Below are 20374 nucleotides of genomic sequence, written 5' to 3'. Positions count from 1 at the left end.
TGTAACTGAGAGGCCTAGCGTCGTGAATGGTACAGACTCACCCTGCGAAACTCCCAAGGCTCCGCCAGGTCCGGCAGGGTCAGCGCCTCGAGGATGCCCAGCCGCTGATAATCCGCATGCTGGAAATCCCGTACCCGCGAGTCGGCGACCAGCGCTTCGCGCCCGCGGGTGAGGAATTGATCCAGCAGCGGCAGGTTCGCCCGGTCGTACAGCACGTCGGCCACCAGGATCAGGTCGAAACGATCGGCTTCGGCAAAGAAGTCCGCCGAATAGCCCAAGGTCACGCCATTGAGTTCAGCATTCGCACGGCAGGCGCCGAGCGCCAGTGGGTCCAGGTCACAGGCCACCACTTCCAGGGCACCGGCTTTCACTGCGGCAATTCCCGCCACGCCGGAGCCGGCGCCAAAATCCAGGACGCGCTTGCCCGCCACCCACTCGGGGTTGGCGGCCAGGTAGCGGGCCAATGCCAGGCCGCTGGCCCAGCAGAAGCTCCAGTAGGGCGGCTCATGCAGGATGCGCCGGGTTTCCTCGGGGCTGAAGGCGCGGTCCATGTTGTCGGCGTCCAGCAGCCACAACGACAGGTCGGTGCCGGGCAACGGGCAGGGCAGCAGTTGCGCGTCGCCGATCAGTTCGCTCAAGGCCCGTTGCAGGTGCAGCGGTGGCGTCATGGGGCGCGCACGAGTTGCAGGGGCCCGGTGGTCTGGGTGATGGCTTGCTCGATACGCACCGCCGGCAGGTGCAGGATCAACTGCCCGGACTGGCTGGCGCGGCCACGCAGTTCAACGCGGGCGCCGGCGGGAAACGCTTGCGGGTTGAAGCGCAGGCGGAAGGCCAATGGTTTGTTGTTGCCAATCAGCACGCTGCTGGCCAGCAGTTGTTGCGGGCGGCTGCGCTCGTCGATCACCAGCAGTGCCAGCTCCACTTCAGCGCCGGCGGGCACACCCGTGAGGGTGCCGCTCACTTCACGCTGGTAGGCCGGCAATGGCCCCAGCGGTTCCTGGCCGGGGATTTTTTTCTCTTGCTGCGGCGTGGGTTGCGGGGCGGCTGGTTTTGGCGCTTCGCTGCTGCAGGCGACCAGAAAACTGAACATTGTGAGTAAAACCAGCGGTCGTAACGGCATGTACGGCTCCAAAAAGGGCAAAAATCCGTGAACTGAACATAAGAAACATAATAGTCAGCCTATATACCGTAAAGGCTATGGCTTGTCTTGCCACGGGGATGCGCTACCATGGCCCTCCCTTTTTTTGTTGCCTGCCACCATGCACTGTCCCTTCTGCGGTGCCAACGACACCAAGGTCATCGACTCGCGTCTGGTCGCCGAGGGCGACCAAGTGCGTCGCCGGCGCGAATGCCTGGCCTGCGGTGAGCGTTTCACCACCTTTGAAACCGCCGAACTGGTACTGCCCCGTCTGATCAAGTCTGACGGCAGCCGCCAGCCCTTCGACGAAGATAAACTGCGCGCCGGTATGCAGCGCGCCCTGGAAAAACGCCCGGTCAGTGTCGAGCGGCTGGAAGCGGCGCTGGCGCATATCAAGCACAAGCTGCGGGCGACCGGTGAGCGCGAGGTCAAGAGCCTGGTGGTTGGAGAACTGGTAATGGGCGAGCTGCAAAAGCTCGACGAAGTTGCCTACATTCGTTTCGCCTCGGTGTATCGACGCTTCCAGGATCTCAATGAGTTCCGTGAAGAGATCGACCGCCTGGCCCGTGAGCCGGTCAAAGAATGAACCCTCCTTCTGCAGAACAGGCCGTGCTCGACGCCCATTACATGGCCCGTGCCCTCGAACTGGCGCGCAAGGGCCTGTACACCACCCATCCCAACCCTCGGGTCGGCTGCGTGATTGTGCGCGACGGGCAGATTGTCGGTGAAGGCTGGCATGAACGCACCGGCGAACCCCATGCCGAGCCCAACGCCTTGCGCGCCGCAGGCGATAAAGCCCGTGGCGCCACGGTATATGTGACGCTCGAGCCGTGCAGCCATTATGGCCACACGCCGCCCTGCGCCGATGCGCTGGTGACCGCTGGCGTGGCGCGGGTGGTCGCGGGTATGCAGGATCCGAATCCGGAAGTGGCTGGGCGTGGCATGCAGCGTCTGGCCCAGGCCGGCATCGAGGTGCTCAGCGGCGTACTGGAAAGCCAGGCACGCGCCCTGAACCCCGGCTTCCTCAAGCGCATGGAGCATGGCCTGCCGTTTGTGCGGGTCAAGCTGGCGATGAGCCTGGACGGGCGCACCGCGATGGCCAGTGGCGAGAGCCAGTGGATCACCGGCCCCGCCGCCCGCGCCGCCGTGCAGCGCCTGCGGGCCGAGGCCAGTGTGGTGCTGACCGGCGCCGATACTGTGCTGGCCGATGGCGCGCGCCTGACCGTGCGTGCCGCCGAACTGGGCCTGGATCCGCAAACCACCGCCCTGGCCATGTCGCGCCCACCGTTGCGCGTGCTGATCGACGGCCGCCTGCGGGTGCCGCTCAACGCGCCGTTCTTCAAGGCCGGGCCGGCCCTGGTCATCACCTGTGTGACTGCGGAAAACCAGTTTCCCCGTGGCCCCGAATGCCTGGTGGTGCCGGGTGTCGACGGCCAGGTCGACCTGCGCTCGGCGCTGGTGGCACTGGCGGCCCGTGGCGTCAACGAGGTGCTGGTGGAAGCCGGGCCAAGCCTGGCCGGCGCGTTTGCCCAGCAAGGCCTGGTGGACGAGTACGTGATTTTCGTCGCCGGTAAATTCCTCGGTTCCGCCGCCCGCCCCTTGCTGGACTGGCCGCTTGAGAAACTGGCCGACGCTCCCCAACTCAAGATCATTGAAATGCGCGCTGTAGGCGACGACTGGCGAGTCACTGCCATTCCGCTCCCCCCAGCGAGCGTATAATTGCGACCGGTCGCCCCGGCGCCCGCACTGTTTTCCAGGAGAAGGCCATGTTCACCGGCATTATCGAATCCATCGGCAGCATCCGCGCCATGACCCCCAAAGGTGGCGACGTGCGCCTGCTGGTTGAAACCGGCAAGCTGGACCTCGGCGACGTCAAGCTGGGCGACAGCATCGCCGTCAGCGGCGTATGCCTGACGGTCGTCGAACTGCCGGGCAATGGCTTTGCCGCCGATGTCAGCCGGGAAACCCTGGACTGCACCGCGATGAATGACCTCAAGGCCGGCAGCCCGGTCAACCTGGAGAAAGCCCTGACCCCGACCACCCGTCTGGGCGGCCACCTGGTCAGCGGCCATGTCGACGGCGTCGGCGAAGTGGTGGCACGCAGCGAAAACGCGCGGGCCGTGGAATTCCGCATCCGTGCGCCGAAAGAACTGGCCAAGTACATCGCCCACAAAGGCTCGATCACCGTCGATGGCACCAGCCTGACCGTGAACGCCGTAAATGGCGCCGAATTCGAACTGACCATCATTCCCCACACCCTTAGCGAAACCATCATGGCCTCGTACCAGCCGGGTCGCCGGGTGAACCTGGAAGTGGACTTGCTTGCCCGTTACCTGGAGCGCCTGCTGCTGGGCGAAAAGGCCGCAGAGCCTGCAGCCGGTAACATCACCGAAAGTTTTCTGGCCGCTAACGGCTACCTGAAATCCTGACCAAGGGGGTGCCGCGTGGCGCTCAATAGCATCGAAGAACTGGTTGACGATATCCGCCAAGGCAAGATGGTCATCCTGATGGATGACGAAGACCGCGAGAACGAAGGCGACCTGATCATGGCCGCCGAGTTGTGCCAACCTGAGCACATCAACTTCATGGCCAAGCACGCCCGTGGCCTGATCTGCATGCCCATGAGCCGCGAGCGCTGCGAACTGCTCAAGCTGCCGCTGATGTCGCCGCGCAATGGCTCGGGGTTTGGCACCAAGTTCACCGTCTCGATTGAAGCGACCACCGGCGTGACCACCGGCATCTCTGCCGCTGACCGCGCCCGCACCGTGCAGGCCGCTGCCGCGAAAGATGCCAAGGCCGAAGACATTGTCAGCCCCGGCCATATCTTCCCGCTGATGGCCCAGCCGGGTGGCACCCTGGCCCGTGCCGGCCACACCGAAGCCGCCTGCGATCTGGCGCGCATGGCCGGGTTCGAGCCGAGCGGGGTGATCTGCGAAGTGATGAACGACGACGGCACCATGGCCCGTCGCGCTGAACTGGAAGCCTTTGCCGCCGAACACAACATCAAGATCGGCACCATCGCCGACCTGATTCACTACCGGATGATCCACGAACGTACCGTTCAGCGGATTGCCGAGCAGCCGCTGGACAGCGAACTGGGGCATTTCAACCTGGTGACCTATCGTGATTCGGTGGAAGGCGACGTGCATATGGCCCTGACCCTGGGCAACATCTGCGCTGAAGAGCCGACCCTGGTGCGGGTGCACAACATGGACCCGTTGCGCGACCTGTTGATGGTCAAGCAGCCGGGCCGGTGGAGCCTGCGAGCCGCCATGGCTGCGGTTTCCGCGGCGGGCAGCGGTGTCGTGCTGTTGCTGGGCAATCCGGTGGATGGTGATGTGCTGCTGGCGCATATCCGCGAAAGCGCTGACCAGGTGCCGGTGAAAAAACCGACCACCTACAGCATCGTCGGCGCCGGCTCGCAGATCCTGCGTGACCTGGGCGTGCGTAAAATGCGCCTGATGAGCGCGCCCATGAAATTTAATGCGATATCCGGTTTCGACCTGGAAGTAGTAGAATACGTGCCCTCCGAATAAAGGCCGGCGATTATCGCTCCTTGTTCGCGGTTCAAATATCACTAAGGGGCGCGTCATATACGCGTCCCGGCTCTTTAAGAGATTTGTCGAATGACCCTGAAGACCATCGAAGGTACCTTCATCGCCCCCAAAGGCCGCTACGCCCTGGTGGTTGGCCGCTTCAACAGCTTCGTGGTTGAAAGCCTGGTAAGCGGTGCCGTGGACGCCCTGGTTCGCCACGGTGTGAGCGAAAGCGATATCACGATTATCCGTGCCCCTGGCGCCTTCGAAATTCCACTGGTTGCGCAGAAAGTTGCCCAACAAGGCGAATACGCAGCAATCATCGCCCTGGGCGCGGTCATTCGTGGCGGCACCCCGCACTTCGAATACGTGGCTGGCGAGTGCACCAAGGGCCTGGCCCAGGTGTCCATGGAGTTCGGCGTGCCAGTGGCCTTCGGCGTACTGACTGTTGATTCCATCGAGCAAGCCATCGAGCGTTCCGGTACCAAGGCCGGTAACAAAGGCGCTGAAGCTGCCCTGTCTGCCCTGGAAATGGTCAGCCTGCTGTCGCAGTTGGAGGCCAAGTGATTTCCGACGAGAGCGATCGTTTCAACCCGCGCGACCCCCGTCCTGCAGACGCTGGCAAGCCATCGAAGAACGAAAAGCGCCGTGCTGCCCGTCAGTTGGCGACCCAGGCGCTGTATCAGCGTCAGATGGCGGGTACGTCGTTGAACGAAATCGAAGCACAGTTTCGCGTCGACAACGATTTTACCTTCGCCGACCTGCCGTACTTCCACGACATCCTGCACGGCGTGCATGCCAACCTGACCGAGATCGACACGGCCCTGGCACCTTGCCTGGACCTGACCCTCGAAGAGCTGGACCCGGTTGAACTGTGCGTGATGCGCCTGTCCACCTGGGAACTGCTCAAGCGCGTTGACGTGCCGTACCGCGTAGTGATCAACGAAGGTATCGAACTGGCGAAAGTCTACGGTTCGACCGACGGTCACAAGTTCGTCAACGGCGTGCTCGACAAGCTGGCCCCGCGCCTGCGTGAAGCCGAAGTGAAGGCGTACAAGCGCTAACCTGCGCTTGACTCCCTGATGGGCGAGTTCGAGCTGATCCGCACCTACTTCGCCGCCGCGCCCTGTGCGCAAGGCGGCGAGGGCATTGCCCTGGGGATCGGCGACGACTGCGCCTTGCTGGCAGTTCCCCCCGGGGAACAGCTGGCGATTTCAACCGATACCCTGGTGGCCGGCGTGCACTTTGCCGACCCCTGCGACCCGTTTTTGCTCGGCCAGCGTTCGCTGGCGGTGGCAGTCAGCGATTTGGCGGCCATGGGCGCCCATCCCCTCGCATTTACCCTTGCGCTCACTACACCGACGGTCGCGGCCGATTGGTTGCAGCGCTATGCCCAGGGTTTGAATGCCATGGCCCAGCGCTGTGGTGTGGGCCTGGTGGGCGGCGATACCACCCGTGGGCCGCTGAGCCTGACCGTCACCGTGTTCGGCCGTGTCCCGGCGGGGCTGGCGTTGACCCGCAGTGGCGCGCAGCCCGGCGACCTGCTGTGTGTCGGCGGCGAGCTGGGCAATGCGGCCGGGGCCTTGCCGTTGGTGTTGGGGCAGCGTAGCGCTGCTGCGCAGATCGCCGAGCCGCTGCTGGGCCATTACTGGTCGCCGCAGCCGCAACTGGCCCTGGGCATGGCGTTGCGTGGCAAGGCTACGTCTGCGTTGGATATTTCCGACGGTCTGCTGGCAGATTGTGGGCATATCGCCAAGGCTTCAGCCGTAAGCCTGGTGATCGAGCGGCACCGTTTGCCGCTGTCGGCGGCGTTGCTGGCCTTTCTGGGGGATGATCAAGCACGCTCCGCAGCCTTGAGCGGTGGCGACGATTACGTCCTGGCGTTCACCTTGCCGCCCGCTGAGCTGGCGCCATTGCTGGCCGACGGTTGGCCGGTGCATATTGTCGGGCGCGTAGAGGCGGGGGCCGGCGTGCGACTGCTGGATGCCGGTGGCCATGACATCACCCCGGCCGTGCGCGGTTATCAACATTTTCGCGAGACGCCGTGACCCGCCGGGCTGCGCTACCCTTTACCGCGTTGTAGAAACGATCGCTTTACCATGGAGGGCGTCATCATGGGGCTACGACGCTGGTTGCTGATTCTGCTGTGTGTGGTCGCGTCTCCCGTGTGGGCCGATGACACCCCCGAAGTGCCCGGCCAGATCCGTCTGGCCAGTGAAACCTGGAATGACTACACCAACGCCGATGGCAGCGGCCTGGCCTGGGATGTGTTGCGAGAAGTCTTCGAGCCGGCCGGGGTCAAGGTCAAGATCCGCAGCGTGCCCTACACCCGTTCGGTCGGTCTGGCCCGGCGGGGCGAAGTGGATGCCTGGGTCGGCTCCTATCATGATGAGACCGAGGGCGTGCTGTACGCCCGCTGGCACTACGACTCCGACCACATCTACGCCCTGGGCCTGGCGGGTAGCCCGGCGCCGACCCTGGTGACCCTGGGCTCTTACCGCCTGACCTGGGTACGTGGCTACAAGTACGAGGAATACCTGCCCAATATTCATCGTTTCAACCAGATCGAACGACGTAGCGGGATTTTGCCGATGCTCCAGCATGGGCGGGCCGACTTCTACATTGATGCCCTGGCCGAACTGCAGTACATCCTCGGCCAGGCTGACGACCCATCGGCGTTCAAACTCACGCACATTGCCGAATTGCCGTTGTTCCTGGGGTTTACCGACAGTGAGCGAGGGCGGTCATTGCGGGGGGTATTTGACCGGCGCATGGAGTTGTTGGTGAAAAGCGGCGAGTTGAAACCGATTTTCCAGCGCTGGAACCAACCGTATCCGTTTTGACGCCCATAGAACCAAGGCAAAGGCCAATCGAACCTATTGATCTTTATCAGCGATAATTCAGCTTAAGCGTCTGTAGGAACGTGCTGTTACAATGCCCGCCTCTGTGAAATCTGAAATCAGGAGCACACGGTGCCCGTCGTTTTCGTCGCTGCTTCCAAGCTGCCTACCCCTTTTGCCACGTTCACCATGCATGGCTTTCTTGAAAAAGCCTCCGGGCGCGAGCACGTCGTGCTCAGCCTGGGCGATGTGGCCGATGGCGCCCCGGTCCTGGGCCGCTTGCACTCTGAGTGCCTGACCGGTGACGCACTGTTCAGCCAGCGCTGCGACTGCGGCTCGCAACTGGAAGCCGCCATGCAAGCCATTGCCCGTGAAGGCCGTGGCGTGCTGCTGTATCTGCGTCAGGAAGGCCGTGGCATTGGCCTGCTGAACAAGATCCGCGCCTACGAACTGCAAGACGGTGGCGCCGATACCGTCGAGGCCAACGAGCGCCTGGGTTTCGCCGCCGATCAGCGCGACTACGCCATCTGCCTGCCGATGCTTGAGCATTTGGGCATCCAGTCCCTGCGCCTGATGACCAACAACCCGCGCAAGGTCAAGGCCTTGACCGAGATGGGCATTACCGTCGCCGAGCGTGTGCCGCTGCACACCGGGCATAACCCGCACAACAAACTCTACCTGGCGACCAAGGCCAGCAAGCTCGACCATATGATGGGCAACGAGCATCAGGGCGAGGCAGACCGGGCGTGACGCGCGGTCAGGTCAAGCGGCGCCTGTCCTTCAGTTGGTGGCAGTACCTGGCGCTGGCGTTGTTGCCGTTGTTCGTGATCAATCTGGTATTTGGCCAGGGCGAGCCGTTGTTGCCGGTGCTGGCAATGCCATTCTTTATCGCCGGCGTTGCCTCGATGTTTGCCAGCCTGCGTTACTTCCATGCCTATAAACATGCACTGATCGCCACCTCCAAGGCCCTCGATACGCCTGAAGAGCCGGCCGCGTGGATCACCCTCGCGGCCCGTCGGCGTACGGCGCTGCTGGTCGCGGCGTTTCCCGCCTGGATCGGTGCACTGGCAGTGTTCGTCGGCCTGGAAGCGGTGCCGCTGTTCCTGCTGGCATTGTCGACCCTGGTGCTGTTCTACCTCTATCGCATCCCGCGTCAACTCGGCTGATGCGCCTCTGGCTGGCGGGTCTGCTGCTGGCCGCCAGTGCGTCGGCGATGGCGGTCGAGCGGGTGGTCAGCCTTGCACCTTCCTTATCTGAAATCGTCGTTGAACTGGGCGCCAGCGATCTGCTGGTGGGCGTACTCGACGGCGGTGAACGGCCTGACGCGCTGCGTAGCCTGCCCTCGGTGGGGCGTTATGGGCAGTTGGATCTGGAACGACTGCTCAGCCTGCAGCCTGACTTGCTGCTGCTCTGGCCCGGCAGCGTCGGCCCGGCCCAGCGCGAGCAGCTCAAGCGTTTGAACATCCCTGTTTACGTCGCCGAACCCCATAGCCTTGAACAACTGAGCAGCCAGGTCGAAGCCATCGCCCGACAGCTAGGCCGCGCTGATGAAGGTCGCCAATTGGCTGCCCGCTTGCGTCAACGCTTGGCCGAGTTGCGCCAGCGCTATCAGCGCAGCCAACCGTTGCGGGTGTTCTACCAGGTGTGGAACCAGCCGCTGTACACCGTGGGCGGTGGGCAGATCATCAGCGATGCGCTTAGCGTGTGTGGTGCGCGCAATGTGTTTGATGACCTCAAGCTGCCAGCCCCGCAGGTCAGTATCGAATCGGTGTTGCAGCGTGATCCCGAAGTGATCCTCGCGGCGGATCAAGCGCAACTGGACGATTGGAAGGCCTGGCCCCAGGTGGCGGCGGTGGCTCAGGGGCGTTTGCTGATCGTGCCGGACAAAGGCCTGGAACGGCCCAGTGGGCAGATGGTGGAGGCGGTGGGCCGGCTGTGTCAGGTGATTGCGCCGAACCGTTGAGGGCGCTATCGCAGGCAAGCCAGCTCCCACATTTGACTGTATTCACACATCAAAAGGTGGGCGCTCGGCAGTGCAGAATATTTTGGCCACACCACAGAACACATGTGGGAGCTGGCTTGCCTGCGATGGCGTCGGCCCGGACAACCTCAGAGCTGCGGCGTCCACGTCACCCCAAGCATCCACGTCCGGCCTTCTTCGCGGTACGGCTGGTTGTTCTCGAAGTTTGGATCGTCATAGCTGTACCAGGCCCGCGTATAGCGGCGATCCAGCAGGTTATCGACCTTCAGCGACAGCGCCACTTCCCGATTCAGCGCCCAACCGCTGCGCAACCCCAGCAGGTAATAGCCCGAGAGGCGGTGCTTGTTGTCTTCGGCATCGTAGCTGCTGCTGATGGCCTGCCAACTGGCGCCCAGGCTCAATTGTTCGAACTGCCGATCCAGGTCCAGGTTCAGGGTGCGCCGGGCACGGCGTGCCAGGGTGTGGCCGCTGTTGCGGTCGCGTGGGTCGATGATCGACAGGCCGAGGTTGCCTTGCCAGCCGAACAGTTCTTGCTTGAGTGCGGCTTCGAAGCCGTTGATGCGGGCGGTGGCGACATTGTGCGGACCCGAATTGTCGTAGATGATCGCGTTCTTGATATCAGTCCGATATAGCGAGGCTTCTAACCGGCTGACGTCGCTGAGTTGGCTACGCCACTGCACCTCGTAGCTTTTTGAGGTTTCAGGTTTAAGGTCTGGATTGCTGCTTATAAACCCGTTTTCGTTCGGGTAGTACAGATCATTAAACGTCGGCGCACGAAAGCCTTCGCTGTAACTTAGCAACACGTCGTTTTCACTGTTAACTGGCAAGGTCAGCGTACCGCTCCAACTGTTCTGCCCGCCAAATTGCTGGTTTTGGTCGCGGCGCAGCCCCAGTTCGGTGGAAAACCACTCGCCCTTGAAACGATGCTGGATAAACGCGGCGCGGTTCCAGCGGCTGTTTTCGCTGAGCGTGGTGCTGCCGTGAAAACGGTCTTCATACCAATCACCGCCCAGGATCAGGCTGTTTTGCTGATCGAGCGTCAGGTCGTTCTGCCAGTTGATCGAGTCGCGATAGGTGTTGAACACACTGAAGTCAGTGCTGAGCTTGTCGCGTTTGGTGTCGCGGTTTTCGCTGTGGCCCAGCTCCACGCGGGTCTGCCAGGCCTCGTTGAGTTGGGCGTCGATGTACGCGCTGGCGCTGCTGACGGTGTAGTCGGTATAGGGCTTCTGGCCGACACTTTGCCCGGTAGCGAAATCATAGCGACCAAAGCTGTTGTCATATTCCGACTTGCCCCGGCTATCCAGCAGGTTGAAACCCACCTCCAGCTCATCGCTGAACTCATGGCTCAGGTTCAAGTTCAGCGACTTATTGCGATAGGCATCATGGTCGCGGTCGCTGGGGAAGGAGGTGTGGCTCCAGTCGATACCGGCGGTGTCATCCAGGCTCGCGCCCAGGTTAAAGCGCGTGCGTTCATCGCCGCCCGACAGGCCCAGGCTGCGTTCCCAGGTGTTGTGGCTGCCAAAGCCCAGCTTCAAGCGCGGCTGCAGGCCTGGCCCGGCATTGCGGCGGGTAAATACCTGGATCACCCCGCCAATCGCATCGCTGCCGTAAATCACCGAGCGCGACCCGCGCAGCACTTCCACCCGCTCAATCTGATCAATATTCAGGTATTGCAGGCCGCTGTCGCCGGAAGTGCTATTGGCAATCCGCTGGCCATCCACCAGTACCAGGCTTTGCGCGGACTTGGTGCCGCGTATGAAAATCCCTGGCAAGCTGCCCCGGCCACCGGTGCGCGCCACTTGCACGCCGGGCACGCGGCTGAGCAGGTCGGTCAGGCTGGAGGGTTGCAGGCGGTCGATATCGTCCCGGGTGAACACGGTGTTGGCAGCACTGCTGTCATTGCGTGCCTGCACCTGGCGGTTGGCGCTGATCACCACATCGGGGAGCTTCAGGGCAGCGTCGCGGGTGTCGGCGAGCAGGTCCACAGTGGGCAAGAGCAGGAGTGGCAGGGCAAGTCGAAGGTGTTTCATGGGCCGTCCATGGATTCCAAGGCAATACAAAACAAATGTGGGAGCTGGCTGGCCTGCGATTGCGTCGCCCCGGTCTCTCTGAAAGACCGAGGTGTTTGCATCGCAGGCCAGCCAGCTCCCACAGTTTGGTCCGGTTTACAGGCCGAGCAAAGCCATGCGATGGCGAACCGCAGCCTCGATCCCCGCTTCATCCAGCCCACACTCAGCCAGCATCTGCGCGGGTTTGGCGTGCTCCACATAAATGTCCGGCAAGCCCAGGTGCAGCACCGACTTGAGGATGTTCTCCCGCGCCAGGAATTCGCTGACGGCCGCACCGGCGCCGCCCATGATGGCGTTTTCTTCAACGGTCACCAGCAATTCATGGCTGCCGGCGATCTCGCGCACCAGGGTTTCGTCGAGGGGTTTGACAAAGCGCATGTCGATCACGGTGGCGTCGATTTTCTCCGCCACTTTCAGGGCTTCGGCCAGTTGCACGCCAAACACCAGGAACGCGGTCTTGCTACCCTGGCGCCGCACGATGCCCTTGCCGATCTCGATCGGTTCCAGGTCTTTCTCGATCACCGCATTCGGGCCGTTGCCACGGGGGTAACGTACCGCTGCCGGGCCGTTGTACAGGTGGCCGGTGCTGAGCATCTTGCGCAGCTCGTTCTCGTCGCTCGGGGTCATCACCAGCATGCCGGGGATGCAGCGCAAGTACGACAGATCGTAGCTGCCGGCGTGGGTCGGGCCGTCTTCGCCCACCAAGCCGGCGCGGTCGATGGCGAACAGCACGTCGAGGTTCTGCACCGCTACATCGTGAATAAGCTGGTCATAACCGCGTTGCAGGAAGGTCGAGTAGATCGCCACCACCGGTTTGGCGCCTTCGCAGGCCATGCCGGCGGCAAAGGTCACCGCATGTTGCTCGGCAATCGCCACATCGAAGTAACGCAGCGGGAAACGCTCGCTGAACGCCACCAGGTCCGAGCCTTCCTTCATCGCTGGGGTAATGCCCACCAGGCGCGGGTCGGCGGCGGCCATGTCGCACAGCCATTCGCCAAATACACCGGAGTACTTCGGCCCGCTGGCCTTTTTTGGCGCCGCCACGGGCGCGTCCAGCGGTTCGAGCTTGGTGATGGCGTGGTAACCAATCGGGTCGACTTCCGCCGGGGCGAAGCCTTTGCCTTTCTTGGTGACGATATGCAGGAACTGCGGGCCCTTGAGGTCGCGCATATTGCGCAGGGTGGCGATCAGGGTCGGCAGGTCGTGGCCGTCGATCGGGCCGATATAGTTCCAGCCCAGCTCTTCGAACAGGGTGCCGGGGACCAGCATGCCCTTGGCGTATTCTTCGGTGCGGCGGGCAATTTCCCACGCGCCGGGCAGGCGTGACAGCACTTTTTTGCTGCCTTCGCGCATGCTGGCATAGGTGCGGCTGGACAGAATTTTTGCCAGGTAATTGGACAAGCCACCGACATTGCGCGAGATCGACATGTCGTTGTCGTTGAGGATCACCAGCATATTGGCGTCCACTTCCGGCGCATGGTTCAACGCTTCAAACGCCATGCCGGCTGTCAGCGCGCCATCACCGATCACGGCAATCGCCTTGCGATCACTGTTTTGCAGACGGGCGGCAATCGCCATGCCCAGGGCTGCACTGATCGAGGTGCTGGAGTGGCCGACGCCAAAGGTGTCGTATTCGCTCTCGGAGCGGCGCGGGAAGGCGGCGATGCCGTCCTTCTGGCGCAAGGTAGCCATGCGCTCGCGGCGTCCGGTGAGGATTTTGTGCGGATACGCCTGGTGACCCACGTCCCACACCAGCCGGTCGTCCGGGGTGTCGAATACGTAATGCAGCGCGATGGTCAGCTCGATGACGCCCAGGCCTGCACCAAAATGCCCACCGGTCTGGCCGACCGTGTAGAGCAATTCCAGGCGCAACTCATCGGCCAGGGTTTCCAGCTCGGCTTCACCCAGACGGCGCAAGCCGGCCGGCGTGTTGGCACGGTCCAGCAGCGGCGTGGTCGGGCGCTTGCGGGGAATCTCTTGAAACGTCGTGGGCATCAGGCGAATCGTTATAGGTATAGAAGAGGCGGCAGTTTACCTCAAGCATCGCAAACTGCCCACGCAGAGCACCGAACTTGGCCGATATGCGGCGGTAATCGCCGCCGTAATCAGTGGCGGCGTTCGACGATATACCGCGCCAGGTCACGCAGCGGCTCGGCTGCCGCGTCGAATGGTCGCAGGGCGGCCAGGGCCTGGTCGCGCAGCTCCAGGGCATAGGCCTTGGCGGCATCCAGCCCTAACAGCGACGGATAAGTCGGCTTGTCACGGGCAATATCGGCGCCCTGGCGCTTGCCGAGGGTCGCGGTATCGCTTTCCACGTCGAGAATATCGTCCTGCACCTGGAACGCCAGGCCGATGGCCCGGGCATAGATCTGCAAAGCGGCCAACTGCGCCGCTTCGGCGCGACCACTGGCCAGGGCGCCGAGGTGCACGGCAGCCTCGATCAGCGCCCCGGTCTTGTGCCGGTGCATATATTCCAGGGCTTGCTGGTCCAGCTTGAGGCCGACCGAGCCGAGGTCAATTGCCTGGCCCCCGACCATACCGGCCGGGCCTGCGGCGGCGGCCAACGCAGTGACCATGCGCAGGCGGATCTCGGCATTCACGCCGCTCAAACGCGGGTCGAGCAGGGCGCTGAACGCCAGGCTTTGCAGGCCGTCACCGGCGAGGATCGCACAGGCTTCGTCAAAAGCCTTATGGGTAGTGGGCTGGCCGCGACGCAGATCGTCATCGTCCATGGCTGGCAAATCGTCATGCACCAGCGAATAGGCATGAATCAATTCCACCGCACACGCCGCGCCATTGGCTTGCGCGGCGTCCACGCCCAGCGCTTCACAGGCCGCATAGGCGAGCAAAGGCCGTACGCGCTTGCCGCCGTTCATCACGCTATAACGCATGGCCTCATACAGCCTGGCCAACTCCGGGCTTGGCGCCACAAACAGCGGTTCCAGCGCAGCATTGACCCGGGCCTGACTGCTGGCCTGATAAACGTCGATCATTGCGCTTGTTCCGCGTCGAAAGGTTCTTCGGCCAACTCCCCATCCCGTTCCAGCAACACCTGGACCTTCTGCTCCGCCTGCGCCAGAGCGCTCTGGCAATCGCGGGTCAGGCCAATACCTTGCTCAAACGCCGTCAACGAGTCTTCCAGCGACAACTCGCCGTTCTCCAGACGCTCGACCAGGGTTTGCAGATCGGCGAGGGATTGTTCGAAATCGAGTGCAACTTTTTTGCGGGCCATGGCGGCTATTCCGGTTGACGGTAAACGGGCGCGACACTAGCAGATAGGGGGGGGAGGGGCAAATGAGGGGCGCTTGAGCGCACCGGGGTTTTTCAGTCATACAGCCAAGGCTTCAGCTCCTAAGCAGCTCAATGAAATGGTCAGGAAGATGCTGGATGAGCATAAGGACGTGGCCAAACCCGGCGACTTCGAGCTCGATGACATCATGCTGCTGCTGCGTGAAGCCAATGGGTTTGCCCAGCAATGGGTTGACAGCATGACGCGGGAAATCGTGGCAGAAGAGCGCGCCCTGCAAAACAAATGGGGCGATCTGCTGAACTAGCCGTTGCGCGCAGTGCCGGTTTCCACCAGACGTGCAAACTGGCATTGACCCTGGGCCTGCTCCAGGCTGCCCTCAAACGCCACCAGCCCTGCATGCACCTGTTGCAGGGCTTGGATCTGCGTCATCAACTCGAGCTTCTTTTGCGCGATCGCCTGGTTGGCGCGCTGCCACGGCAGCTCATCGCCACGGTGCCCGTGGAGAATTCCCTGCAACTCCTTGAGCTTGAAGCCCAACTGCTGCGCGCACTTGATAAACGTCAGCAGCTCAACGCTCTGCGCCGAGTAAACCCGATACCGCCCCTCGCGTTGCGGCGGTGGCAGCAAGCCGATGTCCTCATAGTGACGAATCGCCTTGATCGTCGTGCCTGACAACTGCGCGGCTTTACCGATGTACATGCAGATCCTTTCCTAAAAGAGTGTGCCAGCCTTTTTCAGCCACTTGTCGCGCTGCGCCGCAGTACAGCCCAGCAGTGGGCCGAACATCAACGTCTTGATCGGCTTGATGCCACAAAACTCAAGGGTGGTCTTGCGCATTTGGTGCAGGCCGGGCATGCGGTAGAACCAGCGGTAATACCACGGTGGCGTATCCATGGTCACCAGCAGGTGGGCGGTGCGGCCCTTCAAGAGCTTGTCGGGGAATGCTTTGCCCTTGCGGTATTTGAAGGCGAAGCCGGCAAGGAAGATCCTATCGATAAACCCCTTCAACAATGCCGGAACACCGCCCCACCAGATGGGGAACACGAACGTCAGATGAGTGGCCCAGAGAATGTCGGATTGGGCGCCGAGCAAGTCGGGCTCCAGGGGTTGGGCCTGGTGATAGGCATGGTGCAGGATCGGGTCGAACGTCAGCTCGCCCAGGCGCAGGAGACGTACCTCATGACCGGCGTTTCTGGCCGATTGCAGGTAGGTCTCGGCGAGGGCCGAACAGAAGCTGGTGCTGGAGGAGTGGCCGAGGATGACCAGGATGCGCTGAACCACGGGAAAGCCCTTGGAGAAATGATGCTCAGCGTAGGGTCTGCCGTATAGGGGAGAGTCAAGGGACGTGACAAAAAAGCCTGCCGTTCAAGGCAGGCTTGGCGCTGTTGCTCACATCAGTCCGGGAGGCTGGAAAGTGGCGACAGAATATCGCTCCACACCTTGTCTCGCAGATCGGGCAGTTGGCTCTTCTCCAACTCGGTCAGCCCGTAGCCATCCGGGTTCTCCAGCACATCGAAGAATTTGACGATGCGGCAGTTGAAACGCTTGTCATCCAATCTTTCGTTAACGATGTAGATAGGCAGTGCCTTGACGTTGAACAGGCGAGTAACACCCAGGAATTTCCCGATGCTGAATTTGAGGGTGTAGGCCAGTTTTGAGTTACGGCTTTCGGGGTGATAACTGACGAAGTCGCCGAACGCGTAGATCACCAGCGCATCCTGCTTGTCAGGGCGCGGGATAAGTTCTGCGGGCTGGCTGACATGCGCATGGTTGCCAAGGATCGTGTCTACACCGCAGGCAATCACCTTGCGTGCGGCTTCCACGATATTGAGGTGGGGGTACATCTCGAACTCCCAGCCCCAGTGGCAGTAGGCGATGATCCAGTCCGCGCCCTTGGCTTTGGCGCGGGCGACCTGTTTTTCGATCAGTGAGTAGTCGGGCGCCGGGTTTACATCGTTGAAGCGCACCACGTTGGCCAGGTACGTCTTGTCAGGCGATGGGTCGCGGCCATTGAGGTCAAAGGTGTAGGCCAGCAAGGCAACCTTGATGCCGTTTTTCTCCACCACTACCACGTCATCCTGCTCGGCCTGGCTGGCGGCAGTGCCGGCATAGTAGGCGCCGGAGCGCTTCAGTACATCGAGGGTGGCGAGTACGCCTTGTTCATCCCAGTCCATGGCGTGGTTGGTCGCGGTACTGAAGAAGTTGATTTTCGCCTCGTCACGGAACTTGCGGAACATCGCCTCGGATGTATTCATCTGGGCCGGTTGCCCTTTGGCCTGATAGCGTCCCGGTTTTCTGTGACAGTCAACGGTCGATTCCAGATTGGCGCTGACGATGTCTGCGCTGCTGTAGAAATCCGCGATGTCGTCGAACAGGTGCGGGGTGTTTTCCGGGGTCAGGACATCGACCGCCAGCAGGTCTCCGGCACATGAAACCGAGACCGAACGCAAAGGCGGGTAGCCGAAGCCTGGGTCTATCGGCGATTGATTCAGGTTGAAGAAGTTGAACGCCTGCGACTCAAACAGCTCCTCCAGCCCGGAGCCTTTCTCGGCCACTTCAAGTTGATTGAACCAGTAGCGGTAAAGCCATTTGAGTTTTTGGAAGGGCTTGCCCGAGATGTCGTACACCCCGGTTTCTGGCTGTGGGTAGTGGAATTGCTCATAAAAGATGTAGCTGGCCAGAAGTACCGCGAGTCGGGTCAGGGCGCGCAGATCAATGTGCTTGAGAGCCGGCGGGATGATCCCGAACGGCGGGCCTTCGATGATTTCATCGAAGGTGATGCCCGCGCTCAACTTGGCAGGATCGGCCAACACGGGCTGGATCGCGGCAAACACCTTTTGCGGGCCTTCCTGTGCCACCCAGCCGAACAGCAGCCGGGCGCACTCCTGCTCCTCGGGGCTGAGCGTCTCGGTCATCTTCAGTTCGCCAGTGGCTACGCGGCTGAGTGTGGTGACGACCTCATCCTGATGCCGGTCGAGACGGGCCTGGACCTTTTGCATGACCTCTTTTAACGCTTGCACCAAATATGCACTCATCATGAACATCCTCTGTGGTTTGAGTGGGTACCCCACCGATAGTGGGCATTTTTGTCATTCAAGGCGCGTGGCAAGACCGCGCAGGGTCAGCGCGGTCACTTCTCGGGCTTGTTCCAGGACCTGGCGCTTCCAGAGTTCGGTATCGATGTAGAAGGCATCGCGCAACTGGCGCTTGATCTGCACTCGTCGGGCTTGTGCCGTATCCGGATGGGCGTGCAGCCAGTGATCGGCACGTAGCGCTTCAAGCACTCGTGGCCCTGGCTGGGTGCCGTATTCCAGGGTCAAGCCGTTGTATTGCGCGTGCGGGCATTCCTCCATCACGGCCAGATCCAGGGTGCCATTGAGCATGGCTGACGAGGAGGTTCCGTCTGCGCTGGCCGTGACCTGCGCGCCCCACCAGCTGCGTGCCCGCGCAATATCGTTGGGGTGGTTGAGCCCTTTATAGATCCGCTCCCCCACGCCACACGGGCCTAGCCCGGTGTGCACATCGATCCAGCCGATGCGCCGGCAGTGGTTGCCCAGGCGACGGATAATCTGGCGTAGTTGCAGGTTGCTCCAGGCGGGGGCCGCGCCTGCGTAAAACAGGCCTTCAGGGTGGCTGTGTTGGCCCCGAGTAATGGCTGACTGCAGGGCTTTGGTGCCATGCCGCAGCGCATATCCGGCCAGGCTCAACGTGCTGAGCAGGGTGGGTGGTTGCCGGCGGGGAACCAGCAGCGGGGCGAGGGCGCGGTAGTCCGGGTTGTCGGGCAGCGGTTGGTTGAAGTCAATGAAGTTACGATTGAGGTCGATATTATCTTCGTTGACCCGGCGCAGCCAGGAGAAGCCGTAGGGGTTGACCGCATGCAGGTACAGCACCGCCAGGTCCTGGCGCTGGCAGTGCTCACCCCACTCGCGGTTGCGCAGGTGATCAACCTGTACGGCCGAGCCGCAGAAGCCCTCCACACCATGTACGCCGCTGCTCAGGACCAGCAGGTTGGTGGCCTTTGGTGAGCCGGCAAATACCACATCCAGGGCCAGTTCCTCGCCATCAATACCCGGTAGTGGGTGAGGATGAGATTGAGCCTCCAGACCTGCATTTGCAGAGGCCTGGAGGAATTTTTGCCGAGCTTCGGCGTAGCTTTGTGAAAAGCAGGATAAGTCCATCAGGTGTTCCCTATTGGCAGTCGTGCTGGGCGCCGCGCGTAGCGCTCAAGGTGGTGGGCAATCACTGCGCGGTTTATGCCGGGCTGGTGGCCTCAAAAGCTGCGCTGGGAGTGCTGGCAAGGAGCTCACGACGACTGCGCTCCGGGTCGATCAGTACCAGGCCCAGCAGGCTGAACACCAGCAGGGCAATGCCGAACAGGCCGATAGCCAGCTCGAAGCCGGTCACCAGGTCGCCGTTCTGCCAGCCAATGGCCTGGCCGACCAGCACTGGCGCGAGCATGCCGGCAGTGGTCAGCAGCGCAATATGGATCGCCAGCATGCTCCCGCGCTGGCGGGCCGGGGCGATGTGGGCAACGATGCTGAAGCCGAAGGCCGACAGCAGGTTGAGGAGGATGCTGCCGAGCAGGAAAAACCCCAGGGTCACAGTCAGGCTGGTGCTGGTAAAACCCATCAGGATGTAGGTGACGGCGGCGACCAGGCACGCCAGCAGCGGCGGCACAACCATCGCCTTGCGGAGGCTGGCGCCGCGTTTCATCGCGCGTTGCGCCAGGCTGGAAACCAGCAAGTTGATAAAGATCACCCCCAGCGTGGTGGTCAGCACCAGGTACCCCGATTGCATCGGGGTCATGCCCAGGCCCCTTTGCAGGTAGGTGGGCAGCCAGCTGTAGAGCAAGGCATTGGGCAGGTAGCTGCAGAACGCGACCAGGGTAATGCAGACAAACGTGCGGTTGAGCAGCAGGCGCTTGTAGGGCAGCGTGGGCAGCAGGTCGCCCTGGGTGTCCCGTGTATCATCATGCTGGCCTTCACGGCCATAACGTTGCCACAGCAGCAGCCACACCAGGCCGACACCGGCCAGCAGCACATAGCCCGTGCGCCAGCCGTACTGCTCGATCAGCTTGGGCAGGGCGACCGCACCGGCAATCGCGCCGAGCATGATTGCGACCTGGATCAGCGCTGCTGGCAGCACCCGCTCGCGGCTGGTGTACCACTTGAAGCAGGCGTGCTGGGTCACCGCCGTGCCCGGGCCGCAACCGGCACCGAGCAGGATGCGGCTGGCCAGCAGGGTGAAGAAACTGGTGGACAGGGCCGCGAGCAATTGGGCAGTCATCCATACCAGGGCCATGCCGGAGAGAATCCAGCGACTCGGCATACGGTTGGCGAGAAAACCCACCAGTACCCCAGAGATCGAATAGAGAAAAAAGAACGCGCTGCTGATAAAACCGAACTGTGCTGGCGTGAGCTTTAACTCATCAATGATCTGCGGGCCGGCGAAGGCAAAAATGGTCTTGTCCAGCACGCTGATAATCACCACTGTCATCAGTAGGGCAACGACGAGCGGGCGTCGGCTATCGGTAAATGAACTCATGGTTATGGCCTTGTTT

General features: G+C 62.1%; 22 protein-coding genes and 1 pseudogene. 12 read left to right on the top strand and 11 right to left on the bottom strand.

Annotated elements, in window-relative coordinates:
- Positions 1-14: 14 nt before the first annotated feature.
- The gene (locus HBR93_RS03550; RefSeq protein WP_057960747.1) at positions 15-668 is read right to left on the bottom strand and encodes a 50S ribosomal protein L11 methyltransferase; all 654 of its coding nucleotides are present in this window, start codon (positions 666-668) and stop codon (positions 15-17) included.
- Positions 665-1120, bottom strand: coding sequence for a YbaY family lipoprotein (locus HBR93_RS03545; protein ID WP_057438965.1), 456 nt, complete (start codon positions 1118-1120; stop codon positions 665-667). Before HBR93_RS03545 ends, HBR93_RS03550 begins: the two co-directional genes overlap by 4 nt.
- 139 nt (positions 1121-1259) lie before the next feature.
- On the opposite strand from HBR93_RS03545, the gene nrdR reads away from it, so the two are divergent.
- From nrdR to HBR93_RS03490, 11 genes are all read left to right on the top strand, one after another.
- Positions 1260-1724 carry a transcriptional regulator NrdR gene (gene nrdR, locus HBR93_RS03540; protein ID WP_057439031.1) on the top strand — a complete coding sequence of 155 codons (465 nt, stop codon included), beginning with the start codon at positions 1260-1262 and terminating at the stop codon, positions 1722-1724.
- Positions 1721-2857 carry a bifunctional diaminohydroxyphosphoribosylaminopyrimidine deaminase/5-amino-6-(5-phosphoribosylamino)uracil reductase RibD gene (ribD, locus tag HBR93_RS03535; RefSeq protein ID WP_057960745.1) on the top strand — a complete coding sequence of 379 codons (1137 nt, stop codon included), beginning with the start codon at positions 1721-1723 and terminating at the stop codon, positions 2855-2857. Before nrdR ends, ribD begins: the two co-directional genes overlap by 4 nt.
- 47 nt (positions 2858-2904) lie before the next feature.
- Entirely contained in the window at positions 2905-3567 is a 663-nt protein-coding gene (locus HBR93_RS03530) for a riboflavin synthase (protein WP_120734218.1), read from the top strand.
- A gap of 15 nt (positions 3568-3582) precedes the next feature.
- A complete protein-coding gene (gene ribBA / locus HBR93_RS03525) occupies positions 3583-4674 on the top strand; it encodes a bifunctional 3,4-dihydroxy-2-butanone-4-phosphate synthase/GTP cyclohydrolase II (protein ID WP_057438968.1) in 1092 nt (363 codons plus the stop codon).
- A gap of 90 nt (positions 4675-4764) precedes the next feature.
- A complete protein-coding gene (ribE, locus tag HBR93_RS03520) occupies positions 4765-5241 on the top strand; it encodes a 6,7-dimethyl-8-ribityllumazine synthase (RefSeq protein ID WP_003176356.1) in 477 nt (158 codons plus the stop codon).
- Positions 5238-5738 (top strand): transcription antitermination factor NusB, encoded by a 501-nt coding sequence (gene nusB, locus HBR93_RS03515; RefSeq protein WP_057438970.1) that lies wholly within the window; start codon positions 5238-5240, stop codon positions 5736-5738. The genes ribE and nusB overlap by 4 nt, the downstream gene beginning before the upstream one ends.
- Positions 5739-5756: 18 nt before the next feature.
- Complete coding sequence (gene thiL, locus HBR93_RS03510) at positions 5757-6722, top strand: thiamine-phosphate kinase (protein WP_057438971.1); 966 nt, start codon at positions 5757-5759, stop codon at positions 6720-6722.
- A 66-nt stretch (positions 6723-6788) separates the two neighbouring features.
- Positions 6789-7517 carry a transporter substrate-binding domain-containing protein gene (locus HBR93_RS03505; protein WP_057438972.1) on the top strand — a complete coding sequence of 243 codons (729 nt, stop codon included), beginning with the start codon at positions 6789-6791 and terminating at the stop codon, positions 7515-7517.
- Between the two features lie 129 nt (positions 7518-7646).
- Positions 7647-8264, top strand: coding sequence for a GTP cyclohydrolase II (ribA, locus tag HBR93_RS03500; protein WP_057438973.1), 618 nt, complete (start codon positions 7647-7649; stop codon positions 8262-8264).
- Positions 8261-8680: a nuclear FMR1 interacting 1 family protein gene (locus HBR93_RS03495; protein ID WP_057960742.1), complete on the top strand. Its 420-nt coding sequence runs from the start codon at positions 8261-8263 to the stop codon at positions 8678-8680. Before ribA ends, HBR93_RS03495 begins: the two co-directional genes overlap by 4 nt.
- The gene (locus tag HBR93_RS03490; RefSeq protein ID WP_057439032.1) at positions 8680-9477 is read left to right on the top strand and encodes a cobalamin-binding protein; all 798 of its coding nucleotides are present in this window, start codon (positions 8680-8682) and stop codon (positions 9475-9477) included. Before HBR93_RS03495 ends, HBR93_RS03490 begins: the two co-directional genes overlap by 1 nt.
- Positions 9478-9623: 146 nt before the next feature.
- Here HBR93_RS03490 and HBR93_RS03485 read toward each other — a convergent pair whose 3' ends face one another.
- The 4 genes from HBR93_RS03485 to HBR93_RS03470 all read right to left on the bottom strand — a co-directional run bounded on the left by HBR93_RS03485 (position 9624) and on the right by HBR93_RS03470 (position 14796).
- On the bottom strand, positions 9624-11525 hold the full coding sequence (locus HBR93_RS03485) for a TonB-dependent receptor (protein WP_169959829.1): 1902 nt from the start codon (positions 11523-11525) through the stop codon (positions 9624-9626).
- Positions 11526-11660: 135 nt separating this feature from the next.
- Entirely contained in the window at positions 11661-13559 is a 1899-nt protein-coding gene (dxs, locus tag HBR93_RS03480) for a 1-deoxy-D-xylulose-5-phosphate synthase (protein ID WP_115129102.1), read from the bottom strand.
- 110 nt (positions 13560-13669) lie between these two features.
- Positions 13670-14557 carry a (2E,6E)-farnesyl diphosphate synthase gene (ispA, locus tag HBR93_RS03475; RefSeq protein ID WP_057444863.1) on the bottom strand — a complete coding sequence of 296 codons (888 nt, stop codon included), beginning with the start codon at positions 14555-14557 and terminating at the stop codon, positions 13670-13672.
- A complete protein-coding gene (locus tag HBR93_RS03470) occupies positions 14554-14796 on the bottom strand; it encodes an exodeoxyribonuclease VII small subunit (protein ID WP_029299452.1) in 243 nt (80 codons plus the stop codon). The genes ispA and HBR93_RS03470 overlap by 4 nt, the downstream gene beginning before the upstream one ends.
- Positions 14797-14944: 148 nt before the next feature.
- Here HBR93_RS03470 and HBR93_RS03465 point away from each other — a divergent pair, with 148 nt between their 5' ends.
- Complete coding sequence (locus HBR93_RS03465; RefSeq protein WP_169959828.1) at positions 14945-15118, top strand: hypothetical protein; 174 nt, start codon at positions 14945-14947, stop codon at positions 15116-15118.
- Here HBR93_RS03465 and HBR93_RS03460 read toward each other — a convergent pair.
- The 5 genes and pseudogenes from HBR93_RS03460 to HBR93_RS03440 all read right to left on the bottom strand — a co-directional run bounded on the left by HBR93_RS03460 (position 15115) and on the right by HBR93_RS03440 (position 20358).
- The gene (locus tag HBR93_RS03460) at positions 15115-15513 is read right to left on the bottom strand and encodes a MerR family transcriptional regulator (RefSeq protein ID WP_057438975.1); all 399 of its coding nucleotides are present in this window, start codon (positions 15511-15513) and stop codon (positions 15115-15117) included. The genes HBR93_RS03465 and HBR93_RS03460 overlap by 4 nt on opposite strands.
- Positions 15500-16095 (bottom strand): annotated as a pseudogene (locus tag HBR93_RS03455) (NAD(P)H-dependent oxidoreductase). The gene HBR93_RS03460 and the pseudogene HBR93_RS03455 overlap by 14 nt, the downstream one beginning before the upstream one ends.
- A gap of 113 nt (positions 16096-16208) precedes the next feature.
- A complete protein-coding gene (locus HBR93_RS03450; RefSeq protein ID WP_169959827.1) occupies positions 16209-17849 on the bottom strand; it encodes a CapA family protein in 1641 nt (546 codons plus the stop codon).
- 54 nt (positions 17850-17903) lie between these two features.
- Positions 17904-18992, bottom strand: coding sequence for a M14 family metallopeptidase (locus HBR93_RS03445; RefSeq protein ID WP_169959826.1), 1089 nt, complete (start codon positions 18990-18992; stop codon positions 17904-17906).
- Positions 18993-19065: 73 nt separating this feature from the next.
- Entirely contained in the window at positions 19066-20358 is a 1293-nt protein-coding gene (locus tag HBR93_RS03440) for an MFS transporter (RefSeq protein ID WP_169959825.1), read from the bottom strand.
- Positions 20359-20374 lie beyond the last annotated feature (16 nt).

The organism is Pseudomonas sp. WS 5411 (genome assembly GCF_012985595.1).
Taxonomy (GTDB): Bacteria; Pseudomonadota; Gammaproteobacteria; order Pseudomonadales; family Pseudomonadaceae; genus Aquipseudomonas; species Aquipseudomonas shahriarae.
This window is presented reverse-complemented; position numbering and strand designations above follow the sequence as displayed.